The sequence below is a fragment of the Blastomonas fulva genome (assembly GCF_003431825.1).
Lineage (GTDB): Bacteria > Pseudomonadota > Alphaproteobacteria > Sphingomonadales > Sphingomonadaceae > Blastomonas > Blastomonas fulva.
The window spans coordinates 115,122-134,204 of sequence record NZ_CP020084.1; the positions used below are offsets into that span (position 1 = coordinate 115,122).

General features: G+C 63.8%; 22 protein-coding genes and 1 pseudogene. 14 read left to right on the forward strand and 9 right to left on the reverse strand.

From position 1 onward, the window contains the following. Nucleotides 1–249 precede the first annotated feature (249 nt). The 5 genes from B5J99_RS19245 (at nucleotide 250) to B5J99_RS19265 (ending at nucleotide 4,613) form a co-directional block, all read left to right on the forward strand. Entirely contained in the window at nucleotides 250–663 is a 414-nt protein-coding gene (locus tag B5J99_RS19245; RefSeq protein WP_117353789.1) for a DUF2946 family protein, read from the forward strand. A 74-nt stretch (nucleotides 664–737) separates the two neighbouring features. Beyond that, nucleotides 738–1,268, forward strand: a complete 531-nt coding sequence (locus tag B5J99_RS19250; RefSeq protein ID WP_117353791.1) for a DUF2244 domain-containing protein — start codon at nucleotides 738–740, stop codon at nucleotides 1,266–1,268. Nucleotides 1,269–1,285: 17 nt separating this feature from the next. After that, entirely contained in the window at nucleotides 1,286–1,810 is a 525-nt protein-coding gene (locus B5J99_RS19255; protein WP_117353793.1) for a copper chaperone PCu(A)C, read from the forward strand. Then, the gene (locus tag B5J99_RS19260) at nucleotides 1,803–2,462 is read left to right on the forward strand and encodes an SCO family protein (protein WP_245991935.1); all 660 of its coding nucleotides are present in this window, start codon (nucleotides 1,803–1,805) and stop codon (nucleotides 2,460–2,462) included. Before B5J99_RS19255 ends, B5J99_RS19260 begins: the two co-directional genes overlap by 8 nt. 45 nt (nucleotides 2,463–2,507) lie before the next feature. Further along, complete coding sequence (locus B5J99_RS19265) at nucleotides 2,508–4,613, forward strand: TonB-dependent receptor plug domain-containing protein (RefSeq protein WP_162892725.1); 2,106 nt, start codon at nucleotides 2,508–2,510, stop codon at nucleotides 4,611–4,613. A gap of 51 nt (nucleotides 4,614–4,664) precedes the next feature. On the opposite strand, the gene B5J99_RS19270 is transcribed toward B5J99_RS19265, so the two are convergent. The 3 genes from B5J99_RS19270 to B5J99_RS19280 are packed head-to-tail and all read right to left on the reverse strand — an operon-like array spanning nucleotide 4,665 to nucleotide 6,468. Then, a complete protein-coding gene (locus tag B5J99_RS19270) occupies nucleotides 4,665–5,408 on the reverse strand; it encodes a DUF2490 domain-containing protein (protein WP_117353796.1) in 744 nt (247 codons plus the stop codon). 50 nt (nucleotides 5,409–5,458) lie between these two features. Further along, entirely contained in the window at nucleotides 5,459–5,806 is a 348-nt protein-coding gene (locus B5J99_RS19275) for an ArsR/SmtB family transcription factor (protein WP_117353798.1), read from the reverse strand. Next, nucleotides 5,806–6,468: a peroxiredoxin gene (locus B5J99_RS19280; protein WP_117353859.1), complete on the reverse strand. Its 663-nt coding sequence runs from the start codon at nucleotides 6,466–6,468 to the stop codon at nucleotides 5,806–5,808. The genes B5J99_RS19275 and B5J99_RS19280 overlap by 1 nt, the downstream gene beginning before the upstream one ends. 74 nt (nucleotides 6,469–6,542) lie before the next feature. Between B5J99_RS19280 and B5J99_RS19285 the strand changes: the two genes are divergently transcribed. The 8 genes and pseudogenes from B5J99_RS19285 (at nucleotide 6,543) to B5J99_RS19320 (ending at nucleotide 13,491) form a co-directional block, all read left to right on the forward strand. Beyond that, a complete protein-coding gene (locus tag B5J99_RS19285) occupies nucleotides 6,543–7,475 on the forward strand; it encodes an MBL fold metallo-hydrolase (RefSeq protein ID WP_117353800.1) in 933 nt (310 codons plus the stop codon). After that, entirely contained in the window at nucleotides 7,472–7,906 is a 435-nt protein-coding gene (locus B5J99_RS19290) for a YeeE/YedE family protein (RefSeq protein WP_117353802.1), read from the forward strand. Before B5J99_RS19285 ends, B5J99_RS19290 begins: the two co-directional genes overlap by 4 nt. 13 nt (nucleotides 7,907–7,919) lie before the next feature. Next, nucleotides 7,920–8,123, forward strand: a complete 204-nt coding sequence (locus tag B5J99_RS19295) for a YgaP family membrane protein (protein WP_117353803.1) — start codon at nucleotides 7,920–7,922, stop codon at nucleotides 8,121–8,123. After that, nucleotides 8,108–8,524, forward strand: a complete 417-nt coding sequence (locus B5J99_RS19300) for a DUF6691 family protein (RefSeq protein ID WP_117353805.1) — start codon at nucleotides 8,108–8,110, stop codon at nucleotides 8,522–8,524. Before B5J99_RS19295 ends, B5J99_RS19300 begins: the two co-directional genes overlap by 16 nt. Further along, nucleotides 8,524–10,197 (forward strand): annotated as a pseudogene (locus tag B5J99_RS19305) (bifunctional protein tyrosine phosphatase family protein/NAD(P)/FAD-dependent oxidoreductase). The gene B5J99_RS19300 and the pseudogene B5J99_RS19305 overlap by 1 nt, the downstream one beginning before the upstream one ends. Before the next feature lie 11 nt (nucleotides 10,198–10,208). After that, entirely contained in the window at nucleotides 10,209–11,966 is a 1,758-nt protein-coding gene (locus B5J99_RS19310; protein ID WP_117353806.1) for a SulP family inorganic anion transporter, read from the forward strand. A 213-nt stretch (nucleotides 11,967–12,179) separates the two neighbouring features. After that, complete coding sequence (locus B5J99_RS19315; RefSeq protein ID WP_117353808.1) at nucleotides 12,180–12,809, forward strand: peroxiredoxin; 630 nt, start codon at nucleotides 12,180–12,182, stop codon at nucleotides 12,807–12,809. A gap of 121 nt (nucleotides 12,810–12,930) precedes the next feature. Then, on the forward strand, nucleotides 12,931–13,491 hold the full coding sequence (locus B5J99_RS19320) for a c-type heme family protein (RefSeq protein ID WP_162892726.1): 561 nt from the start codon (nucleotides 12,931–12,933) through the stop codon (nucleotides 13,489–13,491). A gap of 35 nt (nucleotides 13,492–13,526) precedes the next feature. On the opposite strand, the gene B5J99_RS19325 is transcribed toward B5J99_RS19320, so the two are convergent. Beyond that, complete coding sequence (locus tag B5J99_RS19325; RefSeq protein WP_162892727.1) at nucleotides 13,527–14,144, reverse strand: DsrE family protein; 618 nt, start codon at nucleotides 14,142–14,144, stop codon at nucleotides 13,527–13,529. Between the two features lie 77 nt (nucleotides 14,145–14,221). On the opposite strand from B5J99_RS19325, the gene B5J99_RS19330 reads away from it, so the two are divergent. Further along, the gene (locus tag B5J99_RS19330; protein WP_245991956.1) at nucleotides 14,222–15,112 is read left to right on the forward strand and encodes a c-type cytochrome; all 891 of its coding nucleotides are present in this window, start codon (nucleotides 14,222–14,224) and stop codon (nucleotides 15,110–15,112) included. Nucleotides 15,113–15,124: 12 nt separating this feature from the next. On the opposite strand, the gene B5J99_RS19335 is transcribed toward B5J99_RS19330, so the two are convergent. The 5 genes from B5J99_RS19335 to B5J99_RS19355 are packed head-to-tail and all read right to left on the reverse strand — an operon-like array spanning nucleotide 15,125 to nucleotide 18,984. Continuing rightward, nucleotides 15,125–15,631: a cytochrome c gene (locus B5J99_RS19335; protein ID WP_117353812.1), complete on the reverse strand. Its 507-nt coding sequence runs from the start codon at nucleotides 15,629–15,631 to the stop codon at nucleotides 15,125–15,127. Next, nucleotides 15,628–16,038 (reverse strand): globin domain-containing protein, encoded by a 411-nt coding sequence (locus B5J99_RS19340; RefSeq protein ID WP_117353865.1) that lies wholly within the window; start codon nucleotides 16,036–16,038, stop codon nucleotides 15,628–15,630. Before B5J99_RS19340 ends, B5J99_RS19335 begins: the two co-directional genes overlap by 4 nt. A gap of 50 nt (nucleotides 16,039–16,088) precedes the next feature. Then, complete coding sequence (gene cydX / locus B5J99_RS19345; RefSeq protein WP_117353814.1) at nucleotides 16,089–16,199, reverse strand: cytochrome bd-I oxidase subunit CydX; 111 nt, start codon at nucleotides 16,197–16,199, stop codon at nucleotides 16,089–16,091. Nucleotides 16,200–16,223: 24 nt separating this feature from the next. Then, a complete protein-coding gene (cydB, locus tag B5J99_RS19350; protein WP_117353816.1) occupies nucleotides 16,224–17,366 on the reverse strand; it encodes a cytochrome d ubiquinol oxidase subunit II in 1,143 nt (380 codons plus the stop codon). Between the two features lie 25 nt (nucleotides 17,367–17,391). Next, the gene (locus B5J99_RS19355; RefSeq protein ID WP_117353818.1) at nucleotides 17,392–18,984 is read right to left on the reverse strand and encodes a cytochrome ubiquinol oxidase subunit I; all 1,593 of its coding nucleotides are present in this window, start codon (nucleotides 18,982–18,984) and stop codon (nucleotides 17,392–17,394) included. Nucleotides 18,985–19,083 lie beyond the last annotated feature (99 nt).

Consider the following 19,083-nt stretch of genomic DNA (forward strand, 5'->3'; position numbering starts at 1 on the left):
TGCCGCCATGAACGGGGCTGCGCCGCGATCCAGAAAGCGGCATGGCGGTTTTGCCTCGCTTCTGAAAAACTCCTGACATTCAGAAACCGACCCCATTCCCGCCACCACCATCCGGCAATGGTCCCTACCAAGATGCCTTTCCCAGGCGGGTATTGATCGGTCGAGGCGCGGCCATTTGATCGCTTCGCAACAGCCTGTGCATCGACCGTATCGTGACATACGGTCCCCGCAACGCTATGGGCATCTCGAATGACCAGCCTTCGCACCCTGATCCGTGACCATGCCCGGCTGACGCTGGTGCTGCTGGCGCTTGCGCTGGCGGTGAAGGCCCTGGTGCCGGCGGGGTTCATGCTGTGGGCGGGCGGTGACCGGTTTCTGACGGTGACGATCTGTTCGGATGCGAGCGGGACCCCCAAACAGATGCAGATCGCCATTCCGGGCAAGCAGGATACGGGCGGCGATCATTCCGATGCGGGCGCCAAGGCGACTCATTGCGCATTCTCGGGCCTCGGCCATTCTGCGCTCGGCGGGGCCGATCCGCTGCTGCTGGCGGCTGCGCTGGCCTTCATCCTGCTGACCGGGCTTGCCCCGCTCCCTGCGCTGCCCCGGCGCGACCTTCCTTTCCTGCGCCCGCAACTGCGCGGGCCGCCAGCTACCGTCTGACACACTGAACCCCTTGTGTCGGTAAGCCCGGCTCTGCGCCCTTGCGGCGCGGCGGGCTGTCGGAGCTTCTTTCCATGTATGCCATTCATAGCTGCCCCTCAGGGCAGCCAGACGCGGGCCATCCCGCGCAGCGCGTCGATCATGGCGGGCTGATCCTGCACTTGCAGGAGAACCGCTCGCACCTATCGCAGGACGCGCGCGTCACCTTTACCGTGCTGATCGCCGTGTTCATGGCGATGGCGATCCTGCCTGCGCTGCGGGGCCAGTGGCTGGTGCCCGGCTTTGCGATCGGAACTATGGCACTGCTGGTCGGCATTCTCGACTGGCACCGCCGGACGCGGCCCGCCACCGAGTGGCTGGCCCTCGATGGCGGGCGGTTGCTGTGGCGCAGCCTTGCGCACGAGACCGTCGACTGGCCGCTCACTGCAACGCGCTTCGTCATCGACGATGCGGTGCCTGCGCGCCTGCGCCTGTTCCTCGAACACCGCACCCGCCGCATCGAGATCGCGACCTGCCTCGGCCTCGATGAGCGCCGCGCTGTCGCCGATCTCATCACCCGTGAACTTGCCACCGCCCGCCGAGGCAGCGCGCGCCTGTCCCTGTAATCCCTGGAGACCTTGCCATGATCCGTCATTCTTTTGCCGCCGCCCTGCTGGGCTCCGCCGCCCTCCTCGCAGGCTGCAACGCTGCGCCCGAAGCCGATGCTCCCGGCGCTGCCGAAACCGCCGCCAGCAGCATTGCCGTCACCGAACCCTGGTCGCGCGAGACGGCGCAAGGCCAGAACGCGGGCGGGGCCTTCATGACCATCGCCAACACCGGCACCGCCGCCGACCGATTGACGGGCGGCATCACGCCGGTGGCGGGGCGGGTCGAGATCCACACCATGACGATGGAGGGCGACGTTATGCGGATGCGCCAGCTCGAAGAGGGGCTGGAGGTGCCGGCGGGCGGCGCAGTGACGCTCAAGCCGGGCAGCTTCCACGTGATGCTGATGGACCTCAAGCAGCCCCTGAAGGCTGGCGACACAGTGCCGCTGACGCTCACGTTCGAGGGCGCGGGCACCGTCGAGACCGAGCTCGAGGTCTGGGCTGCGGGAACCATGGCCCCCGCCATGAAGCAAGGCGAGGAGGATAAGCCCCATGGCTGATCCTTTTCCCGAGCTCGAGGATGAACCCTCGCCCGAGCGCAAGGCCGAAGGGCTCAAGACCCTGCGCCTTGCCCTATGGGGCGTTGTGGTGCTGGTGGTGGGGATCGGCCTCGTCGCCATGATCGCCCCCGACCGCACGCCGCCGGAGGGCGATCAGGCGAGCTATGCCAATCTGATCGGCGGGCCCTTCGCGCTCACCGCGCCCGATGGTTCGCGGGTGACCGACCAGACCCTGAAGGGCACACCCTTCGCTATCTTCTTCGGCTTCACCCGCTGCCCCGATGTCTGTCCGACCACGCTCTCGCGCATGGCGCAACTCAGGAAGCAGCTCGGCCCGGACGGCGACAAGTTCCGGATCGTCTTCGTCTCGGTCGATCCGGGCTACGACAGCCCCGAGGACATCGGCCGCTACGTCGAACTGTTCGGTACCCCGATCCTCGGGTTAACCGGAACCGACAAGGAGGTCGACGCGGCGGTGAAGGCCTACCGCGCATTCTACCAGAAGGTCCCGACCAACGCGGGCGCGGATTACACCATCGACCACACCGCCAGCGTCTATCTGATGGACGCATCCGGCAAGCTCCAGTCGATCATCGCCTACGACGAAGCCGATCCCAGCGCACTCGCCAAGCTCAAGCGCCTGGTGGGCTGACTCTCATTTCCCCAACAGGACGGATCAACCATGAAGATCTCTCATTTGCTTCGAACTACTCTGCTCGCCGGGTGCACACTCTCCATCGCTTGCCCCGCGCTGGCAGAGCACGGCACCACACCCGAAAGCCGCGAGGACACCCTCACCGACACCATCATCGTCACCGCCCAGCGCCGTGAGACGATGGCCAGCGATGCTGTCGCCGCACCGCGCCAGATTGCGCTCCCTGCCGATGCGGCCGCGATTGCCGCGCGTGTGGCCGGGGGCGACATCTTCGGCAATGGCGCGCTGTCCGGCCAGCTCAGCTATCGCGGCCTTGCGGGCGAGCGCGTGCTGGGACGCATCAACGGTCAGCGCTTTGCCACCGGCGGCCCCAATGCGATGGACCCGCCGCTGCACTACGCGCCGTCCATCCTTGTCGAACGGATTGACGTCGCCCGCGGCGTCGCGCCGGTGGCCGAGGGGCCGTCGCTCGGCGGGGCGATCAATGCCGAGCTGGTGCAGGCGCAATTCACCGATAGTGCCAGCCTCTCGCCGCAAATGCGCGCCGCAAGCCAGTATCGCAGCGTTGACGACAGCTATGCCGTCGGCGCCCTTGCCGCGCTGGCGAGCAATCAGTGGCGTTTCGGCCTCGTCGCCAGTCGCGAGCAGGGCGAGGATTACCGCTTCCCCGGCGGCACGGCGGTCGGCACATCGTTCGAGCGCAATCTCTACGGTGTCCATGCGGGCTTTCAGACCGGCGCGGGCGAGCTGTTCGTCGAATATCGCCGCAGCGAAACGGACCCCTCGGGCAACCCGCCGTTCGCGCTCGACATGGTCTATTTCGACACCGACTTCGTGCAGGGCGGCTTTCGGGGCCAGATCGCCGAGGACGTGGGGCTGACAGTGCGATTTGGGCATGTCGCAGTGCGTCACCTGATGGACAACCAGACCCTGCGTCAGCCGCGCGCGGTTCCGGCACAGGCACGTGCAAGCTTTGCCGAAGCTGACACCATGACAGCGGAAGCCGCGCTGCGTTTAGGCAGCAGCCGCGCCTATCTCGAAGTAGGTGCCGATGCGGAGCTGACTGATCGCTTTGTGACCATCACCAACCCCACCAACGCTGCTTTCTTCATCGACTCCCAGCCCAATGTGCGCTCCGACCGCATTGGGGCCTACCTGCAATGGCGCGGCAGCTCCGGCTCGGCGCAGTTCGAGCTCGGCGGGCGGGTCGACCGGATCGAGCAGTCGGCGGGCACCCCGCAACTGGGCGCCGCCGTGCCGATGGGGCCGCGCGGGCTGGCGGCAGCCTTCATCGCCTCCGGGCGGCAGGCTGACGATACCACGGTCGATGCCGTGGCGCGCCTCTGGATAGAGGGCGGCGCACTCGTCCCGCGCCTCACCCTTGCGCGCAAGACCCGCGTGCCGAGCGTGCTCGAACGCTTCGCGTGGCTGCCGACCGAGGCCAGCTTTGGCCTCGCCGATGGCAATATCTATGTCGGCAACCAGACCCTGAAGCCCGAAGTCGCGTGGATTGCCGAGGCCGGGTTCGATTTCGCGAATGACTGGCTGACGCTGCGCCCGACGGTCTATTATCGGCGGATCGAAGACTTCATCCAGGGCACGCCCTTCGATGCCACGCCCGGGGTCATCAATTCGCCGGTCGAGATGGTGGCGAGCATGAGCGGCGATACTACCCCGCTGATGTTCCGTAATACCGATGCCGAGTTGTACGGTGCCGATCTGGATTTCGTGGTCCGCCCGCTCGCCAGCCTCGAACTGGCGGGCACGGCGAGCTTCGTTCGCGGCCAGCGGCGCGACATCGCCGATGATCTCTATCGCATCCCGCCCGCTAATCTCAGGCTCTCGGCAACATGGGCCACCGGCGATCTGTCGTTGGGGGCCGAGGTGTTCGCCGCAGCTGACCAGAACCGCGTCTCGCTCACCAACAGCGAGCTTCCCGGTGATGGTTATGCCACCGTGGGCCTGTTCGCGCGCTATACCTTTGCCGAAGGGCTGGCGATCGAGGCGGGCGTCGAGAACCTGCTGGACGAGCGCTATGCCCCGTACCTTGCCGGACGCAGCCGGGTGGGCGCGTCAGACGTTCCGGTCGGCGAGCGCCTGCCCGGAGCAGGGCGCGGCGTCTGGGCAAGGCTGACGGCGCAGTTCTGAGGCTGGAACGGCAAATGGCTCCCTGCCCGCAATGCGTTGCTGGGCAGGGGGCTAGAAATGATAGGATAATGTGAGGCTGGCAATCTGATCGTGGCGGTCTTTTCCAGGGCGAAACACCATCTGATCAAGGTAGGCCGGCTCGATCATGAGGCCTTGTGCAATCGGAATATCAACCCCGATCAGATTCCGCCAGCGGTCAAAACCTGCGCGCGGGCCCCAGTCTGCATCGTTGAGATTGTAGAATGCCTCGGTCCATACAACCAGCTTCGGATCATCCTTGTCGCCAAGCCGCATCTGCGCGCGCAGCTGCTGGCGAAACCGTACCGAGAGATCTTCGGCGCCGACGACCATCCGTTCTTCGATACGCGTGCGAGCCGTGATGGAAACTTCGCCGATCTTGCCGACCGGAAAGATGACGTGCTGGAATATTCGGTTTTCGTTAGTGGCCGGGCGATCCACGGGGTCCGTGTGGACGTACATGTAGCCGAGGAAGAAGGTGGTTTTCTTGCTGACTTTGTAACCGATCGACGGGCTCAACTGAAACTGCCCCAGTCGGCTCGCATTGTTGGTCATGCGCGGCTGCACATCGACTTGCACCACCATGTCATCTGCGACCTGCTTTTGCGACACAAGCAGGGTCCATTGCTGGATATCTTGATCCTGCGCAAAGGCTGGGGTGGCCGAGACCAGCCCGACAAAGGCGCATCCAGCCAAGTGCGACAAGGAATTACCGATTTTTCGGGCGCCAAGCAGCCCGAGCACGGCAGTCCGGCGCTCTTCTGATCGAGATGCCATCTATCGTCCTTGTGCGCACGCCGCCGGTCCGAAGCCGATGAAGCAGAAGGTCAGAACATGCGAGCGAAGTTTGCCACGCCAGGCGCGGGCATTTCGGTGGGCGCCGAGCGGTCCGGCGCTGCATTCCCACCCGGCACAAGCGCGGCAATACGTCCGAGCGTCTCAACGATCTGCTCGTTGGCGAGCGCGTAGAACACCAGCTTCGCTTCCTTGCGGGTTGCGACGAGCCCCGCCTTGCGCAGCACGCCGAGCTGCTGTGACAGGCCGGGCTGGCCGATGCCCGTTGCCGCCTCGATTTCGCCAACATTGCGTTCGCCAGCGACCAGCGATGACAACATGCGCCAGCGCAGCGGGTGGGCAAGAGCCTTCAGCGTCTCGATCAGATCATCCTCGCTCATCAGTTTTCTTCTCCTGTGTCGCGGAGGAACCAGCTCGTGGCATCTTCGGCGCCAAAGACCTCGTCCAGATCGTGCGTCGGGGGCCTGAGTAGTGCCTCGCCCTGCTGCCAGTTGGCCGGCGCGAGGCCGCCACTGGCGTCGATCGCCTGCAGGCCATCGACGATGCGCAGCATCTCTGGGATCGAGCGGCCGAGGTTCGCCGGATAGCAGGTCATCGCCCGGATCACGCCCTTGGGATCGATGAAGAAGGTGGTGCGCACTGTCGCGCTGTCGCTGTCCTGTGCTGACACCATGCCGAAAGCCCGGCCGATCACCAACGTGGGATCCTCGACGATGGGGAAGCGCACCTCCACGCCGAAGCGGTCGCGGATCATGCGCAGCCAGGCGAAGTGCGAGAACAGGCTGTCGACCGAAAGCGCCATCAACGCGCAGTCCCGCTTCGCGAAGCTTGCGGCTTCCTTGGCCAGTGCGACGAACTCAGTGGTGCAGACGGGCGTGAAATCGGCGGGGTGGGAGAACAGGACAAGCCAGCGCCCGCGGAATGCGGAGAGGCGGATCGGACCGATCGTGCTGCGGGCTTCGAAATCGGGCGCGAGGTCGCCGATGCGCAGGCCTGCACAAGGAGCAGCACTGGCGGGGGCGGTTGGGGTGGGTTGGCTCATGGCGTCCTCATACCACTTGACATGAGGATTGCAATACATATACACGATTTATGAAATCAAATAGGAGGAATGTCATGTTTCAGGCTGATGTTGCGCTTCAGGCGGCGGCTGAACAGGTTCTGCAGGCTGCTTCTGACGCTGCTCTGCGCCCCGAGATTGCAAGCTTTTTTGACCCCGCCACTTACACGGTCACCTACGTTGTTCACGATCCGGAGACCATGGAGGCGGCAATTGTCGACTCGGTGCTGGACTTCGATCCCAACTCGGGCCGCACCTCGACCCTGTCGGCTGAAAAGGTGATTGACTACGTCAATTCGCATAATCTGAAAGTGACTTGGTTGCTAGAGACGCACGCTCACGCCGATCATTTCTCGGCCGCACCCTATCTTCAGGAGAAGCTGGGCGGGAAGATCGCGATCGGTGCGGAGATCACGACAGTGCAGAACGTGTTCGGCAAGCTGTTCAACGCCGGCACTGATTTCGAACGTGACGGATCGCAGTTCGATGCACTCTTCAATGATGGTGACACTTTCACCATCGGTAATTTGCCGGTTACGGTCATGCATGTCCCGGGCCACACTCCTGCCGACATCGCCTATGTCGTGGGCGAGGCAGTGTTTGTGGGCGATACCATGTTCATGCCCGATTACGGCACCGCGCGCGCTGATTTTCCCGGTGGCGATGCACGCCAGCTGTTCCGTTCGCTGCGCCGTATTCTTTCGCTCCCGCCCGAAACCCGGCTGTTCATGTGCCACGACTATCTCCCCAAGGGTCGCACCACCTATGTGTGGGAGACCACGGTGGCTGCCGAGCGTGAGGGCAACATCCACGCTCATGACGGCATCACCGAGGACGAGTTCGTGGCTATGCGCGAGGCGCGCGATGCAACGCTCGATATGCCGCGCCTGATCCTGCCTTCGGTGCAGGTCAACATGCGCGCCGGGCACCTGCCGCCGCCTGACGAGAATGGGGTCACCTACCTCAAGATCCCGGTCAACGCGGTATGAACCTGCCGGGGTTCCCTGATGCGGCGCCGCTCGCCGGTCTTGCGGGCGGGGTGCTGATCGGGCTGGCGGCGGCAATCATGCTGCTGGGGGTAGGGCGGATCGCCGGGGTGTCCGGTATCGCGGCCCGCGCTTTTGGGCTGGCGGACAGCTCGATGCCTCGCGCTGGGGCTTGGGCCTTCGTTATCGGCCTGCCTTTTGGTGCGCTTGTTGTAACGAGTCTGATCGGTGCCCCGACGCCCAGCTTTGCCGCGCCGGTTACGCTTGTGATCGCTGGGTTGATCGTCGGTGTCGGCACGCGGCTCGGCTCAGGCTGCACCAGCGGACACGGCGTGTGCGGGATGAGCCGGCTCTCGCAGCGCTCGCTCGTTGCCACGGCCACCTTTATGGTCACCGGCTTTGCCACTGTCGCGCTGATGAACGCGGCGTTCTGAGGAGGAATTGGACATGCAGAAGAACATGGGGGCTCTCGACAAGACCCTGCGCCTGATCGCCGCGATCATTGCCATCTCGCTGGCAGGGACGGGAGTGCTGACCGGCACTGCGGCGATTATCGCCTATGCAATCGCCGGGGTGTTCTTGGTGACGAGCCTCGTCTCCTTCTGCCCGCTCTATCGTCTGATTGGTCTGCGCACATGCGCCAACTGCTGATCCCCCTCGCTGCGGGCACGATCTTCGGTGCCGGGCTCACTATCGGCGGGATGACCGATCCTGCGCGGGTTCGCGGCTTCCTGGACTTGTTTGGCGCGTGGGATCCGACCCTTGCATTCGTGATGGGCGGGGCGGTGCTGGTGATGGCAATTGCTTGGACCGCACAGCGCCGGATGCTGCGCCCAGCTTTTGCCGATGCGTTTTCGCTGCCTGATCGCAACGACCTGACCCCGCGCCTTATCGGTGGTTCGGCGCTGTTCGGGATTGGCTGGGGGATCGCGGGCCTGTGCCCAGGGCCGGGCTTTGCTGCACTCGCAATTGCGCCCGCATCGGCGGCGATCTTTGTGGCCGCGATGCTCGCCGGAATGCTGGCAGTGCGCCTTTTGGAAGGACAGGGCTGATGGAACTCAAAACTATCGACGATACCCTTGCTGTCGCAGCGCAAATGCAGCCCGAGGACCTCGCCGCACTGGCCGGAGAAGGCTTTGCGGCTGTGATCTGCAACCGCCCCGATGGCGAGGAGCCGGGTCAACCCACGCTCGATGCCATGCGCGCGGCGGCGCAGGATGCAGGCCTCGCCTTCCATCACTTGCCCGTCGCAGGCGGTATCTTTCCGCCTGCTGCGGTCGCGGCTTTTGGCGCGATCCGGCGCGGCACGCACGGCAAGGTTCTCGCCTATTGCCGCAGCGGCACACGCGCCGCGACGCTCGACGCGCTCGCCAACGTGCACGGCCTGAGCGTGGCCCAGCGGCTCAGCCACGCCGACGCTGCCGGATATGACCTGTCGGCACTCGCTGAACGGATGGAAGCGAGCGGCTAGAGTTGCGCACTGAGGGAGGGAGAGGACATGACCAACACCAAGCACACCGTCGTCGTGATCGGCGGCGGCGCAGCCGGGATCGCCACGGCATCCTCGATGCTGAAACGCCGCTCGGGCCTCGACATCGCGATTGTCGAGCCGGCTGAAACGCACGCCTATCAGCCGGGATGGACGATGGTGGGTGGCGGCGTTTTCGATGTCGCTACCACCACCCGCCCGATGCATTCTGTCATGCCCAAGGGGGTTATCTGGATCAAACAGGCCGCGGCCAGCTTTCAGCCTGATGATAACCAGGTTACCCTACAGGATGGCAGCACATTGCGTTATGATGTGCTGGTTGTTGCCCCCGGTATCCGCTTGGCGTGGGAGAAAATCGCCGGGCTGAACGAAACCCTCGGGCAGAACGGCGTCACCTCCAATTATCGCGGGGACATTGCTCCCTACACCTGGCGCCTGGTGCAGCAGATGCAGGGTGGGCGAGCGATTTTCACTCAGCCGCCGATGCCGATCAAATGCGCCGGCGCGCCGCAAAAGGCGATGTATCTTGCCTGCGATCACTGGCGCCGTGCGGGCGTGCTGGGTGATATTGACGTCCAGTTCCACACCGCCGGTGCAGTGCTGTTCGGCGTGGCGGATTATGTCCCGGCGCTGATGAGCTATGTCGAAAAATACGGCATCAATCTCGAGCTCGGCAGCACCCTTGTGGCTGTGGATGGCCCCGCCCGTCAGGCCACCTTCGCCACCGCCGATGGCGAGGTGACGACCACGTTCGACATGCTGCATGTCGTGCCGCCGCAGGTCGCGCCGCAATGTGTGGCCGACAGCCCGCTTGCCGCCGCCAGTGGGTTCACAGACGTCGATCAGCACACGTTGCAACATGTGCGCTATCCCAATGTGTTCGGCCTAGGTGATGGCGGATCCAGCCCCAATGCCAAGACGGCTGCGGCCGCGCGCAAGCAGGCCCCTGTGGTCGCCGTCAATGCGCTGAGGCAGCTTGATGGCAAGGGGCCGACCGCCGGCTACGATGGCTATGGCTCCTGCCCGCTCACGGTTGAGCGCGGCAAGATCGTGCTCGCTGAGTTTGCCTATGGCGGCAAGCTCGCGCCGAGTTTTCCGACATGGCTGGTAGACGGCACCAAGCCCGCCCGCCTGTCATGGATGCTCAAGGCTGATGCGCTGCCGTGGATCTACTGGAACGGGATGCTCAAGGGGCGCGAATGGCTCGCCGGACCCGGCGGGCTGATCGCAACATAAAGACACAGACAATGCTCCAACGCTATTTCCCCATCCTCGATTGGGGCCGCACCTATGATCGTCCTGCGCTGACCAGCGACCTGATGGCGGCGGTGATCGTCACCATCATGCTGATCCCGCAGAGCCTTGCCTATGCGATGCTCGCCGGTCTTCCGCCGGTGGTCGGCCTGTATGCCTCGATCCTGCCACTGTTTGCCTATGCGATCTTCGGCACGAGCCGGACGCTCGCCGTCGGTCCGGTCGCGGTGGTCTCGCTGATGACGGCGAGCGCCGCGGGAGCGGTCGCGGCACCGGGAACAGCGGAATACTGGGAGGCGGCCATCACGCTCGCGGCACTCTCGGGTGTGATGCTGGTGGTGCTGGGGCTGTTGCGCCTCGGGTTCCTTGCTAACCTGCTCTCGCACCCCGTCATCAGCGGGTTCATTTCGGCCAGCGGCGTGCTGATCGCCACAAGCCAGCTAAAGCACATTCTGGGCGTGAAGGCCGGGGGTGAGACCTGGCCTGAGATGCTCCACGGGCTTGCCAGCAATCTGGGCAACATCAACCCTGCGACCCTCGCCATTGGTATCCCTGCCACGCTGCTCCTGTTCTGGGTGAGGAAGGGATTGAAGCCTGCTCTCCAAAAGCTCGGACTGAGCCCGCGCGCTGCCGACATGAGCGCGAAGGCGGGGCCAGTGGTGGCCGTGGCGTTGTCGATTCTGGCGGTCGTTGGCTTCGGGTTGCAGGCGCGGGGCGTCTCGATTGTCGGCGCTATTCCGCAAGGCTTGCCGCCCTTCATGCTCCCGTCGGCGGATATTGCCCTGATCGAGGCTCTGTGGGTGCCCGCGCTGCTGATTTCGGTGATCGGCTTTGTCGAGAGCGTGTCGGTGGCGCAGACGCTGGCCGCCAAGCGCCGCCAGCGGATTGTGCCGGATCAGGAGCTGATAGGGCTGGGCGCCTCGAACATCGCCAGCGCCCTGTCAGGCGGCTATCCGGTGACGGGAGGCTTTGCCCGGTCGGTAGTGAACTTCGACGCGGGCGCGCAGACTCCGGCGGCAGGTGCCTTCACCGCCATCGGCATCGCGCTCGCCAGCCTGTTCCTGACGCCGTTGCTCTACAATCTGCCCAATGCGACGCTTGCCGCGACGATCATCGTTGCGGTGCTCAGTCTGGTCGATTTCAAGACCCCGCGCCTGCTGTGGGCCTATTCCAAGGCGGATTTCGCTGCCCATGCCGCGACCATCGCCGTGACGCTGGTGGCCGGGGTGGAGATGGGCGTGATCGCGGGCGTCGGTGTCGGCCTGCTGCTGTATCTGTGGCGTGCGAGCCGTCCGCATGCCGCCATCGTCGGCCGGGTGCCGGGAACGGAGCACTTCCGCAATGTAGAGCGTCACAAGGTCCTTACCCTGCCGCATCTGCTGACCATCCGCGTCGATGAGAGCCTCACCTATCTCAACGCCCGCTGGCTGGAGGAATATGTCCTCGAACAGGTCGCCGAACGCCCGGCCCTGCGCCACGTGGTGCTGATGGCAAGCGCGGTCAACGCCATCGACGCCTCGGGGCTGGAGAGCCTTGAGGCGATCAATCACCGTCTCGCTGATGGGGGTATCAAACTGCACCTGTCTGAGGTGAAGGGCCCGGTGATGGACCGCCTGCAGCGCAGCCACCTGCTGCACGACCTGTCGGGCAAGGTCTTTCTCTCGCAGGACAGCGCCTTTGCCGAACTGGCGCACGATACGGGCGAGACACCTGGCGATCTAGATCCAATGGCAGCTCGCGGACTGATCTGAAAGCCCTCCTTCAATTACAGAATAATAAATATTGAAAGTGTGGTATCCTCTCCCACGCCCCCCGCTATACGGGGAGAGTTCGGGCGAACCGCGCGTTAAAGCTGCTTACTTGCTGATATTGTGAAAATTCGATTTCAATAAACGAGTAATTGAGTTATCTCCGAATCGCGCGCCCTGCTAAAGCGGTTGCACCCAAGCAAAGGAGCACACATCATGAGCCTGCACATCGGCGACACCGCCCCGGATTTCACCGTCAACACCACGACCGGCCCCATCAGCCTGCACGATTGGGCTGGCGATTCCTGGGTGTTCTTCTTCAGCCACCCGGCTGACTTCACTCCGGTCTGCACGACCGAAATGGGCACTACCGCACGCCTCGCCGCCGAGTTCGACAAGCGCAATTGCAAGCCGCTGGGCCTCTCCACTGACACGGTCGAGGAGCACCTCGAATGGGTGAAGGATGTCGACGAGACCCAAAACGTGACCTTGCGTTTTCCCATCGTGGCCGACCCTGATCTGGAAATCGCCAAGCTTTATGACATGATCCACCCTGATCAGTCCGAGACGGCGGCGGTGCGTTCGGTGTTCATTATCGATCCGGCGAAGAAGATTCGTCTGACCATGACCTATCCCATGAGCGTGGGCCGCAATTTCGACGAGATCCTGCGCGTCATCGACAGCCTGCAGCTGGCCGATAAGTCCCGCATCGCGACCCCCGCCGATTGGCGTCCGGGCGACAAGGTGATCATCCCGCCGTCTATCCCCGATGAAACGGCGAAGGAGATGTTCCCGCAGGGCTTCGAGACGATCAAACCTTATCTGCGGATGGTTGCTGTCGACTAAGGCTCTCTCCCCTGTGCACTGCCGGACAATACCCCAACCCCCGTCCGGCGGTGCACCCTTTTTTGGAAAACTACGCCACACCCCCGGATGCCACTCGGCCGCTACAACAGGAGCCCAAGGTATGAAGCGCATTCTCATGCTGGCGGCCCTCGGACTAATGGCTGCAAGCTGCGCCTCGGAGCAGGCGCAAAGTCCGGATCCTGCATTCGTGCAAGAGGCGGCGCAGTTGGCCGATACCTATCAGGCGAACCTTCAGGCGGAGCTATCGGCAGCGATCAAACAGGTCGGCCCGGTGGGGGCGATCGGGGTGTGCCAATCAGCCGCGCCTGCCATCGCAGCGGACCTGTCCAGCAAAGGAGATCTTGCCGTCAGCCGTATTGCGCGCCGCAACCGCAATCCTGACAATGCTGTGCCCGCCGACCTCGATGCGCTCTACCAGCAACTCGAGCGTGAGCCCCTGCGCGCCGGAAAGCCGCACGTCGTGACCGCCACCATCGGTAACCGCGAGGTGTTCATGCGGGCCCTGCCGATGAAAGATCAGCCCTGTTCGCAGTGCCACGGAGCCAGCATCGCCCCAGAGGTCAAAGCGGCTATTGCCACCAGCTACCCCAATGACCGCGCAACCGGATTTACCGCCGGTGACCTGCGCGGTGCCATGCTAGTGACGCGGCCAGTGCGCTGACTGACAACAGGCGGGTTCGCGCTCTGGTGCGAGCGTCAGTCCTGTATGATGGCATAACCCTTGAGCTGCAGGGTCGCTATGGTGGTGATCGCTGAGACATCGACCCGCACGTCCGGGTTCAATTCTTCCCGCGCAAATCCATTGGCAGCCATCGATTGTCCGCACAGCCGAACGCTGACTCCCGCGGCGGTCAATTGCCGGATCAGTTCGGCATTGGGGTTCGTCTCGCCCTCAAAGCGCTTGGCGAAGGCGGCTTCGCTCAGGGTGAATTTTGCCGCCGGGCCGTGGATTGTGACAACGATGTCCCCGGCCTGCGGCGCTGCCCCGTGCCGTGCCAGCAGGTTCACCATTCGCGCGACCCGTTCCAGCCCCTGATGCACTTCGCCGGCCTTGCGCGCAGGCTGGGACACGTCGAAAACGATCCGGTAACGCAGGCTGGGATCGACCGCCTCGAACGGATCGGCAATCTCTGCAAACTTGCCATAGTCCGGGATCAGCGGAGCTGATGTCTGGGCGATGGCAGGCGCGGATGCGATCATTGCGAGGAGGGCGAGAGATTTGATCATGGAAACAGTCCATCCCTGTAGCTGCGAGTGAGCCGTTGGCCTATCATGACCCTCGGTCAGATGAATTGGAACAAGAAGATCGCACATCTTCGGGATCTTTGGCGGTGAGACGGCAACTTCTTGTCGGCATGATGATTGGAGCCGCAGGCGCGGCTTGCTTGTTCGTGGTGGCTGACAGGCTGGGCTCGCCTTCGCCTTCCGAACCGCCCTCGTTTCCGGTGCAATTGCAAGCCGCCGGGGCATTCAGACCTCCGTCGGCGGCCGACGCGCCCAAGGACGCCTATGGCGATGCCGTCCGGTTCGGCGAGCAGCTGATGACCGACACGGCGAACCATGCGCCGCAATATGTCGGCAATGGCCTGGTGTGCAGCAATTGCCATCTCGATGCGGGGCGCAAAGCCGGAGCCGCGCCCCTGTGGGCGGCGTTCGTCAATTTCCCCGCGTTTCGGGCCAAGAATGGCGAGATCAACACCTTTCAGAAGCGGGTGCAGGATTGTTTCCTCTACAGCCTCAATGGCACCCCGCCGCCGTTGGGGAGCCGCGAATTGATCGCGATCGAAAGCTATGCCGCCTTCATGTCGCGCGGTTTGCCGAGCGGAATGTCGCCGCCAGGGCGCGGGTTTCCCGAGATCGATGCGCCCGAGCAGGCGCCGGACGATCGGCGCGGGGCCATGGTTTACGGGCAGAAATGCAGCGCCTGCCACGGCCCCGATGGTGCAGGCCAGAAAATCGCGGGCGGCCCGGCCTATCCTCCGCTGTGGGGCGCGCGGTCCTATAACTGGGGTGCAGGCATGGCGCGGATCGACAAGGCCGCCGCCTTTATCCGCGCCAATATGCCGCAAGGGAACGAGGGCAGCCTGACCGTGCAGGAAGCATGGGATGTGGCGCATTACATCGACGGCAAGACTCGCCCGCAGGACCCGCGTTTCACAAGCAGCGCAAAGGCAACCCGCACTCTCTACCAGGATACGCCCTTCTCGCGTTATGGGACGGTCGTGGGCGGAGTATCGCTGGGCGATCCTTCCAACACACCGCAGTCCGGCCTCGTCCGCTAGGGACCGCACGACTTATCGCTTCTCGCTGAAGCGGTAGGATTCGTGGCAACCGATGCAGGTGTCGAGCGCTTGCAACCGCTTGGCCTCGTAGTCCGCAAGATTTCCGGCTTCGAGATCGGTGGCCATGCCGGCAAAGGATTGGCGCATCCGCTTGCTCATCGCGCGAAAGCCGTCCGGAAGCGCTTCGTGAAACCCCTGCGGATGATCGCGGTTGGCCCCTGGCCCCTGTTCGCGCGCGAGCCGGGCCATGGCGCTGCGATCATCGGCGGATCGGGCCTCGTCCAGATTGCGGAGCGTCACCAGCAGCTCGCGCATCTGACGCAGCGCGAATTGGCGTTGCTCGGGATTGAGCACCACCGCTTCGCGGGGGTCGGCGTCCTCTGCTGCCTTGCCTGTTGCGGCGTCTGTTGCAGCATGGGCTTCGGGCGTCACGACTTCCGGCCAGAACGCAGCGAAGGCAAGCATCGCCAGAATCGCGCCGAGTAGGACGACAATCAGGTTGCCCTGGGTCTTTGTCATCGAATGTCGCCTTTCACGGGTTCCGGAATTGACCCGAACGGACAGCCTGAGGCTGCCTGACTGCGCTGCTGGAGATTTTCCATGTGACAACCCAGCGCGTCGATACGCTGCGACAGGTTTGCGGCCAGCGGTGAGGCTGGCACATTTTCGTCCCAAGCCCGGTGGAAGCAGGCGAGCCACCCCGCGATTTCCTCAGGCCCGATGGGCGCAACCAGATGGCGTTGTCGCAGGCGCGGGTGGCCGTATTTTTCGCGGTAGAGTTGCGGACCGCCCAGCCAGCCCGTCAGGAATTCATAGAGCTTTTCCTCGGCCCGTTGCAGCGATGGCGGATGCACGTCGCGGCACGCTTTGGCTTCGGGCAGGATGTCCATCAGTTCATAGAGCCGCGCGCAGACGGCTCGCACCATCGGCTCGCCGCCAAGCGCATCATAAGCGCTGGCAGAGGCCTCAGTCGCGTTCACTCGAGGCCGTCTTCATTGGGCAGGCTGTGGAACTCGTGCCAGATGCCGTTGAGCACGGCGACGCCGACGGCAAGGCCAAGTCCCAGAACCCAGGCAAAATACCACATGGCCAATCTCCTTGTGCGCTTCGTTCAGTAGAAATCGGGGTTGAGCGAGACTTCCTCTTCGCTGACCCGGCCGAACATCACCTTGTAAGCCCATGCCGTGTAGAGCAGCACCAGCGGGAGGAAGACCGCGGTGACGATCAGCATGACAAACAGCGTCAGATGGCTCGACGACGCGTTCCAGACCGTCAGGCTCGATTGCGGATCGATCGAGCTGGGCAGGATGAAGGGGAACATCGACGCGCCCACCGAACCGATGATACCGACATTGGCCGCGGATGAGCCGGCGAAGATCAGGCCGTCATTGCGGCGCTTGATGCCGATAAGAGCAATAACCGGCCCCATCAGCCCCAGCAGCGGCAGCACCATTAGCGCGGGGTAGCTTGCGTAGTTGTTCAGCCACGCCCCGGCGGACAGCACAGTGCCCGTCAGGCGCGGGTTGGACGGCCCGGCGGCATCAACCGCGCCGGCAATCGCGAACCCGAGATCGCCATAGGCCAGCCACATCCCGCCTGCGGCATAGAGCACGATCACCGCCATGGCAGCCCAGGTGCCGAACCGCATGGCGCGCGCACGCACCGGGCCGGGCTCAAGCTTCATGGCCAGCCAGCCTGCCCCATGCAGCACCAGCATCGCCACCGACACCAGCCCCGCCAGCAGCGCGAAAGGCGAGAACAGCCCGAGGAAGCTGCCTTCATAAAAGGCCCGCATCGTGTCATCGAGCCGGAACGGCGCGCCGGTCAGCACATTGCCAACCGCGACCCCGAACACCAGTGCCGGCACAAAGCCGCCCACGAACAGCGCCCAGTCCCAGCGCGCCCGCCAGCCCGGATCGGGCCGCTTGGAGCGATACTTGAAACCGACCGGACGCAGGATCAGCGCCGCCAGCACCAGGAACATGGCGAGGTAAAAGCCCGAAAAGCTGATCGCATAGACATAGGGCCAGGCTGCAAAGATCGCTCCGCCGCCGAGAATGAACCACACTTGGTTCCCTTCCCATGTGGCGCCGACGGTGTTGATCACCTGCCGGCGTTCCAGATCATTCCGGGCCACGAAAGGCAGCAGCGAGGCCACCCCGAGATCGAACCCGTCACTCAGGGCAAAGCCGATCAGCAGCACGCCCATCAGGGCCCACCAGATCACGCGCAGAGTTTCATAATCGAGAGGCATGATGAACTCCTCGGGAAAGTAGCCGCTATTCGGCGGGAACAGCGGTGAAATCGGCGCGGGCCGGGGCAGGGCGGGGCGTGGCCGCAGGGACCGGCCGCCAGGGGACATAGCATTCCGGCCCCTTTCGGATCGCCGCCAGCATCAGTCTGACCTCGATTACTGCGAGTGCGCCATAGAGCAGCGTGAAACCGATAATCGTGGTCCACAATTGCCCGACGGTGAGGCTCGATGCGCCAAGGAAGGTCGGCAGCACGCCCTCGATCGCCCAGGGTTGGCGGCCATATTCGGCCACTGCCCAACCCACTTCGGCAGCCAGCCACGGCAGCGGGATAGCCAGCACCGCGATGCGCAGGAACCACCGCTTGTCGAACCTGCGCGCCGTGGTCATCCACACCGCAAAGGCGAAGAAAGCGATGAAGGCAAAGCCGAGCCCCGCCATGATGCGGAACAGCCAGAACAGGACCGGGACGTTGGGCACGGTGCTCCATGCCGCCTTCTCGATATCAGCCGAGGTGGCAGCCAGCGGATCATCGACAAAACGCTTCAAGAGCAGGGCATGGCCGAGATCGTGCTTGTGCCGCTCGAAGGTCTCGCGCGCGGCAAGATCCTTAGGGTTCTGCTTGAGCGTCTCCAGCGCAGCATAAGCGGGTAGGCCATTGCGGATCCGGGTGGCAGCGCCCTCAACCAGCGGCGTGATCCCGGCCACTTCGCCCGTGAGGCTGCGGGTCGAGATCAGGCCCAGCACATAGGGGATCTTGACTTCATAGGCGGTCTCGCGCTGGTCGTTCGAAGGGATGCCGAAGATCGACAGGCCCGCAGGCGCGGCCTCGGTTTCCCACATGCCTTCGACAGCAGCCAGCTTCATCTTCTGGTTTTCGGTCAGGGCATAACCGCTCTCGTCCCCGAGCACGACGACCGACAGCGAAGAGGCAAGGCCGAAGGCGGCGGCCACGGCGAAGCTGCGCTTGGCAAAGCCGACATGGCGTCCGCGCAGCAGATACCACGCACTCACGCCCAGCACGAACACCGAAGCGGTGACATAGCCCGCGCTCACCGTGTGCACGAACTTGGCCTGAGCCACCGGATTGAAGATCACCGCCATGAAATCGGTCACCTCCATTCGCATCGTCGCCGGATTGAAGTCGGCCCCGACGGGGTTCTGCATCCAGCCATTGGCGATGAGGATCCACAGGGCGGAGAGGTTGGAGCCCAGAGCCACCATGAAGGTGGTGAAAAGGTGCTGCCGCTTGGTCAGCTTGTCCCAACCGAAGAACATGAGGCCGACGAAGGTCGCCTCGAGGAAGAAGGCCATCAGACCCTCGATCGCCAGCGGCGCGCCGAACACGTCGCCGACATAGTGGCTGTAATAGGCCCAGTTGGTGCCGAATTCGAACTCCATGGTGAGGCCCGTAGCCACCCCGAGCACGAAGTTGATGCCGAACAGCTTGCTCCAGAACCGCGTGATGTCGCGCCAGATCGGGCGATCTGTCATCACATACACAGTTTCCATAATGACCAGCATAAAGGAGAGGCCAAGGGTCAACGGCACGAACAGAAAGTGATACATTGCCGTCAGCGCAAACTGGAGCCGCGAGAGCTCAACAACCGCCATGTCCATTAGATTTTTCCCGTCCTCAGCCTGAGTCGTGCACCCAGTGTCCAATTTGGGTTACACCTGCCGCTAATCCATGTAAAGATAAGCAGCCTGCATAAAATA

Excerpts from the sequence above, each read along its gene's own strand:
- B5J99_RS19245 (WP_117353789.1), top strand. The coding sequence starts at position 250 with ATGACCAGCCTTCGCACCCTGATCCGTGACCATGCCCGGCTGACGCTG.
- B5J99_RS19250 (WP_117353791.1), top strand. The coding sequence starts at position 738 with ATGTATGCCATTCATAGCTGCCCCTCAGGGCAGCCAGACGCGGGCCAT.
- B5J99_RS19255 (WP_117353793.1), top strand. The coding sequence starts at position 1,286 with ATGATCCGTCATTCTTTTGCCGCCGCCCTGCTGGGCTCCGCCGCCCTC.
- B5J99_RS19260 (WP_245991935.1), top strand. The coding sequence starts at position 1,803 with ATGGCTGATCCTTTTCCCGAGCTCGAGGATGAACCCTCGCCCGAGCGC.
- B5J99_RS19270 (WP_117353796.1), bottom strand. The coding sequence starts at position 5,408 with ATGGCATCTCGATCAGAAGAGCGCCGGACTGCCGTGCTCGGGCTGCTT.
- B5J99_RS19275 (WP_117353798.1), bottom strand. The coding sequence starts at position 5,806 with ATGAGCGAGGATGATCTGATCGAGACGCTGAAGGCTCTTGCCCACCCG.
- B5J99_RS19280 (WP_117353859.1), bottom strand. The coding sequence starts at position 6,468 with ATGAGCCAACCCACCCCAACCGCCCCCGCCAGTGCTGCTCCTTGTGCA.
- B5J99_RS19285 (WP_117353800.1), top strand. The coding sequence starts at position 6,543 with ATGTTTCAGGCTGATGTTGCGCTTCAGGCGGCGGCTGAACAGGTTCTG.
- B5J99_RS19290 (WP_117353802.1), top strand. The coding sequence starts at position 7,472 with ATGAACCTGCCGGGGTTCCCTGATGCGGCGCCGCTCGCCGGTCTTGCG.
- B5J99_RS19295 (WP_117353803.1), top strand. The coding sequence starts at position 7,920 with ATGCAGAAGAACATGGGGGCTCTCGACAAGACCCTGCGCCTGATCGCC.
- B5J99_RS19300 (WP_117353805.1), top strand. The coding sequence starts at position 8,108 with ATGCGCCAACTGCTGATCCCCCTCGCTGCGGGCACGATCTTCGGTGCC.
- B5J99_RS19310 (WP_117353806.1), top strand. The coding sequence starts at position 10,209 with ATGCTCCAACGCTATTTCCCCATCCTCGATTGGGGCCGCACCTATGAT.
- B5J99_RS19315 (WP_117353808.1), top strand. The coding sequence starts at position 12,180 with ATGAGCCTGCACATCGGCGACACCGCCCCGGATTTCACCGTCAACACC.
- B5J99_RS19320 (WP_162892726.1), top strand. The coding sequence starts at position 12,931 with ATGAAGCGCATTCTCATGCTGGCGGCCCTCGGACTAATGGCTGCAAGC.
- B5J99_RS19325 (WP_162892727.1), bottom strand. The coding sequence starts at position 14,144 with ATGTGCGATCTTCTTGTTCCAATTCATCTGACCGAGGGTCATGATAGG.
- B5J99_RS19335 (WP_117353812.1), bottom strand. The coding sequence starts at position 15,631 with ATGACAAAGACCCAGGGCAACCTGATTGTCGTCCTACTCGGCGCGATT.
- B5J99_RS19340 (WP_117353865.1), bottom strand. The coding sequence starts at position 16,038 with ATGGTGCGAGCCGTCTGCGCGCGGCTCTATGAACTGATGGACATCCTG.
- cydX (WP_117353814.1), bottom strand. The coding sequence starts at position 16,199 with ATGTGGTATTTTGCCTGGGTTCTGGGACTTGGCCTTGCCGTCGGCGTC.
- cydB (WP_117353816.1), bottom strand. The coding sequence starts at position 17,366 with ATGCCTCTCGATTATGAAACTCTGCGCGTGATCTGGTGGGCCCTGATG.
- B5J99_RS19355 (WP_117353818.1), bottom strand. The coding sequence starts at position 18,984 with ATGGACATGGCGGTTGTTGAGCTCTCGCGGCTCCAGTTTGCGCTGACG.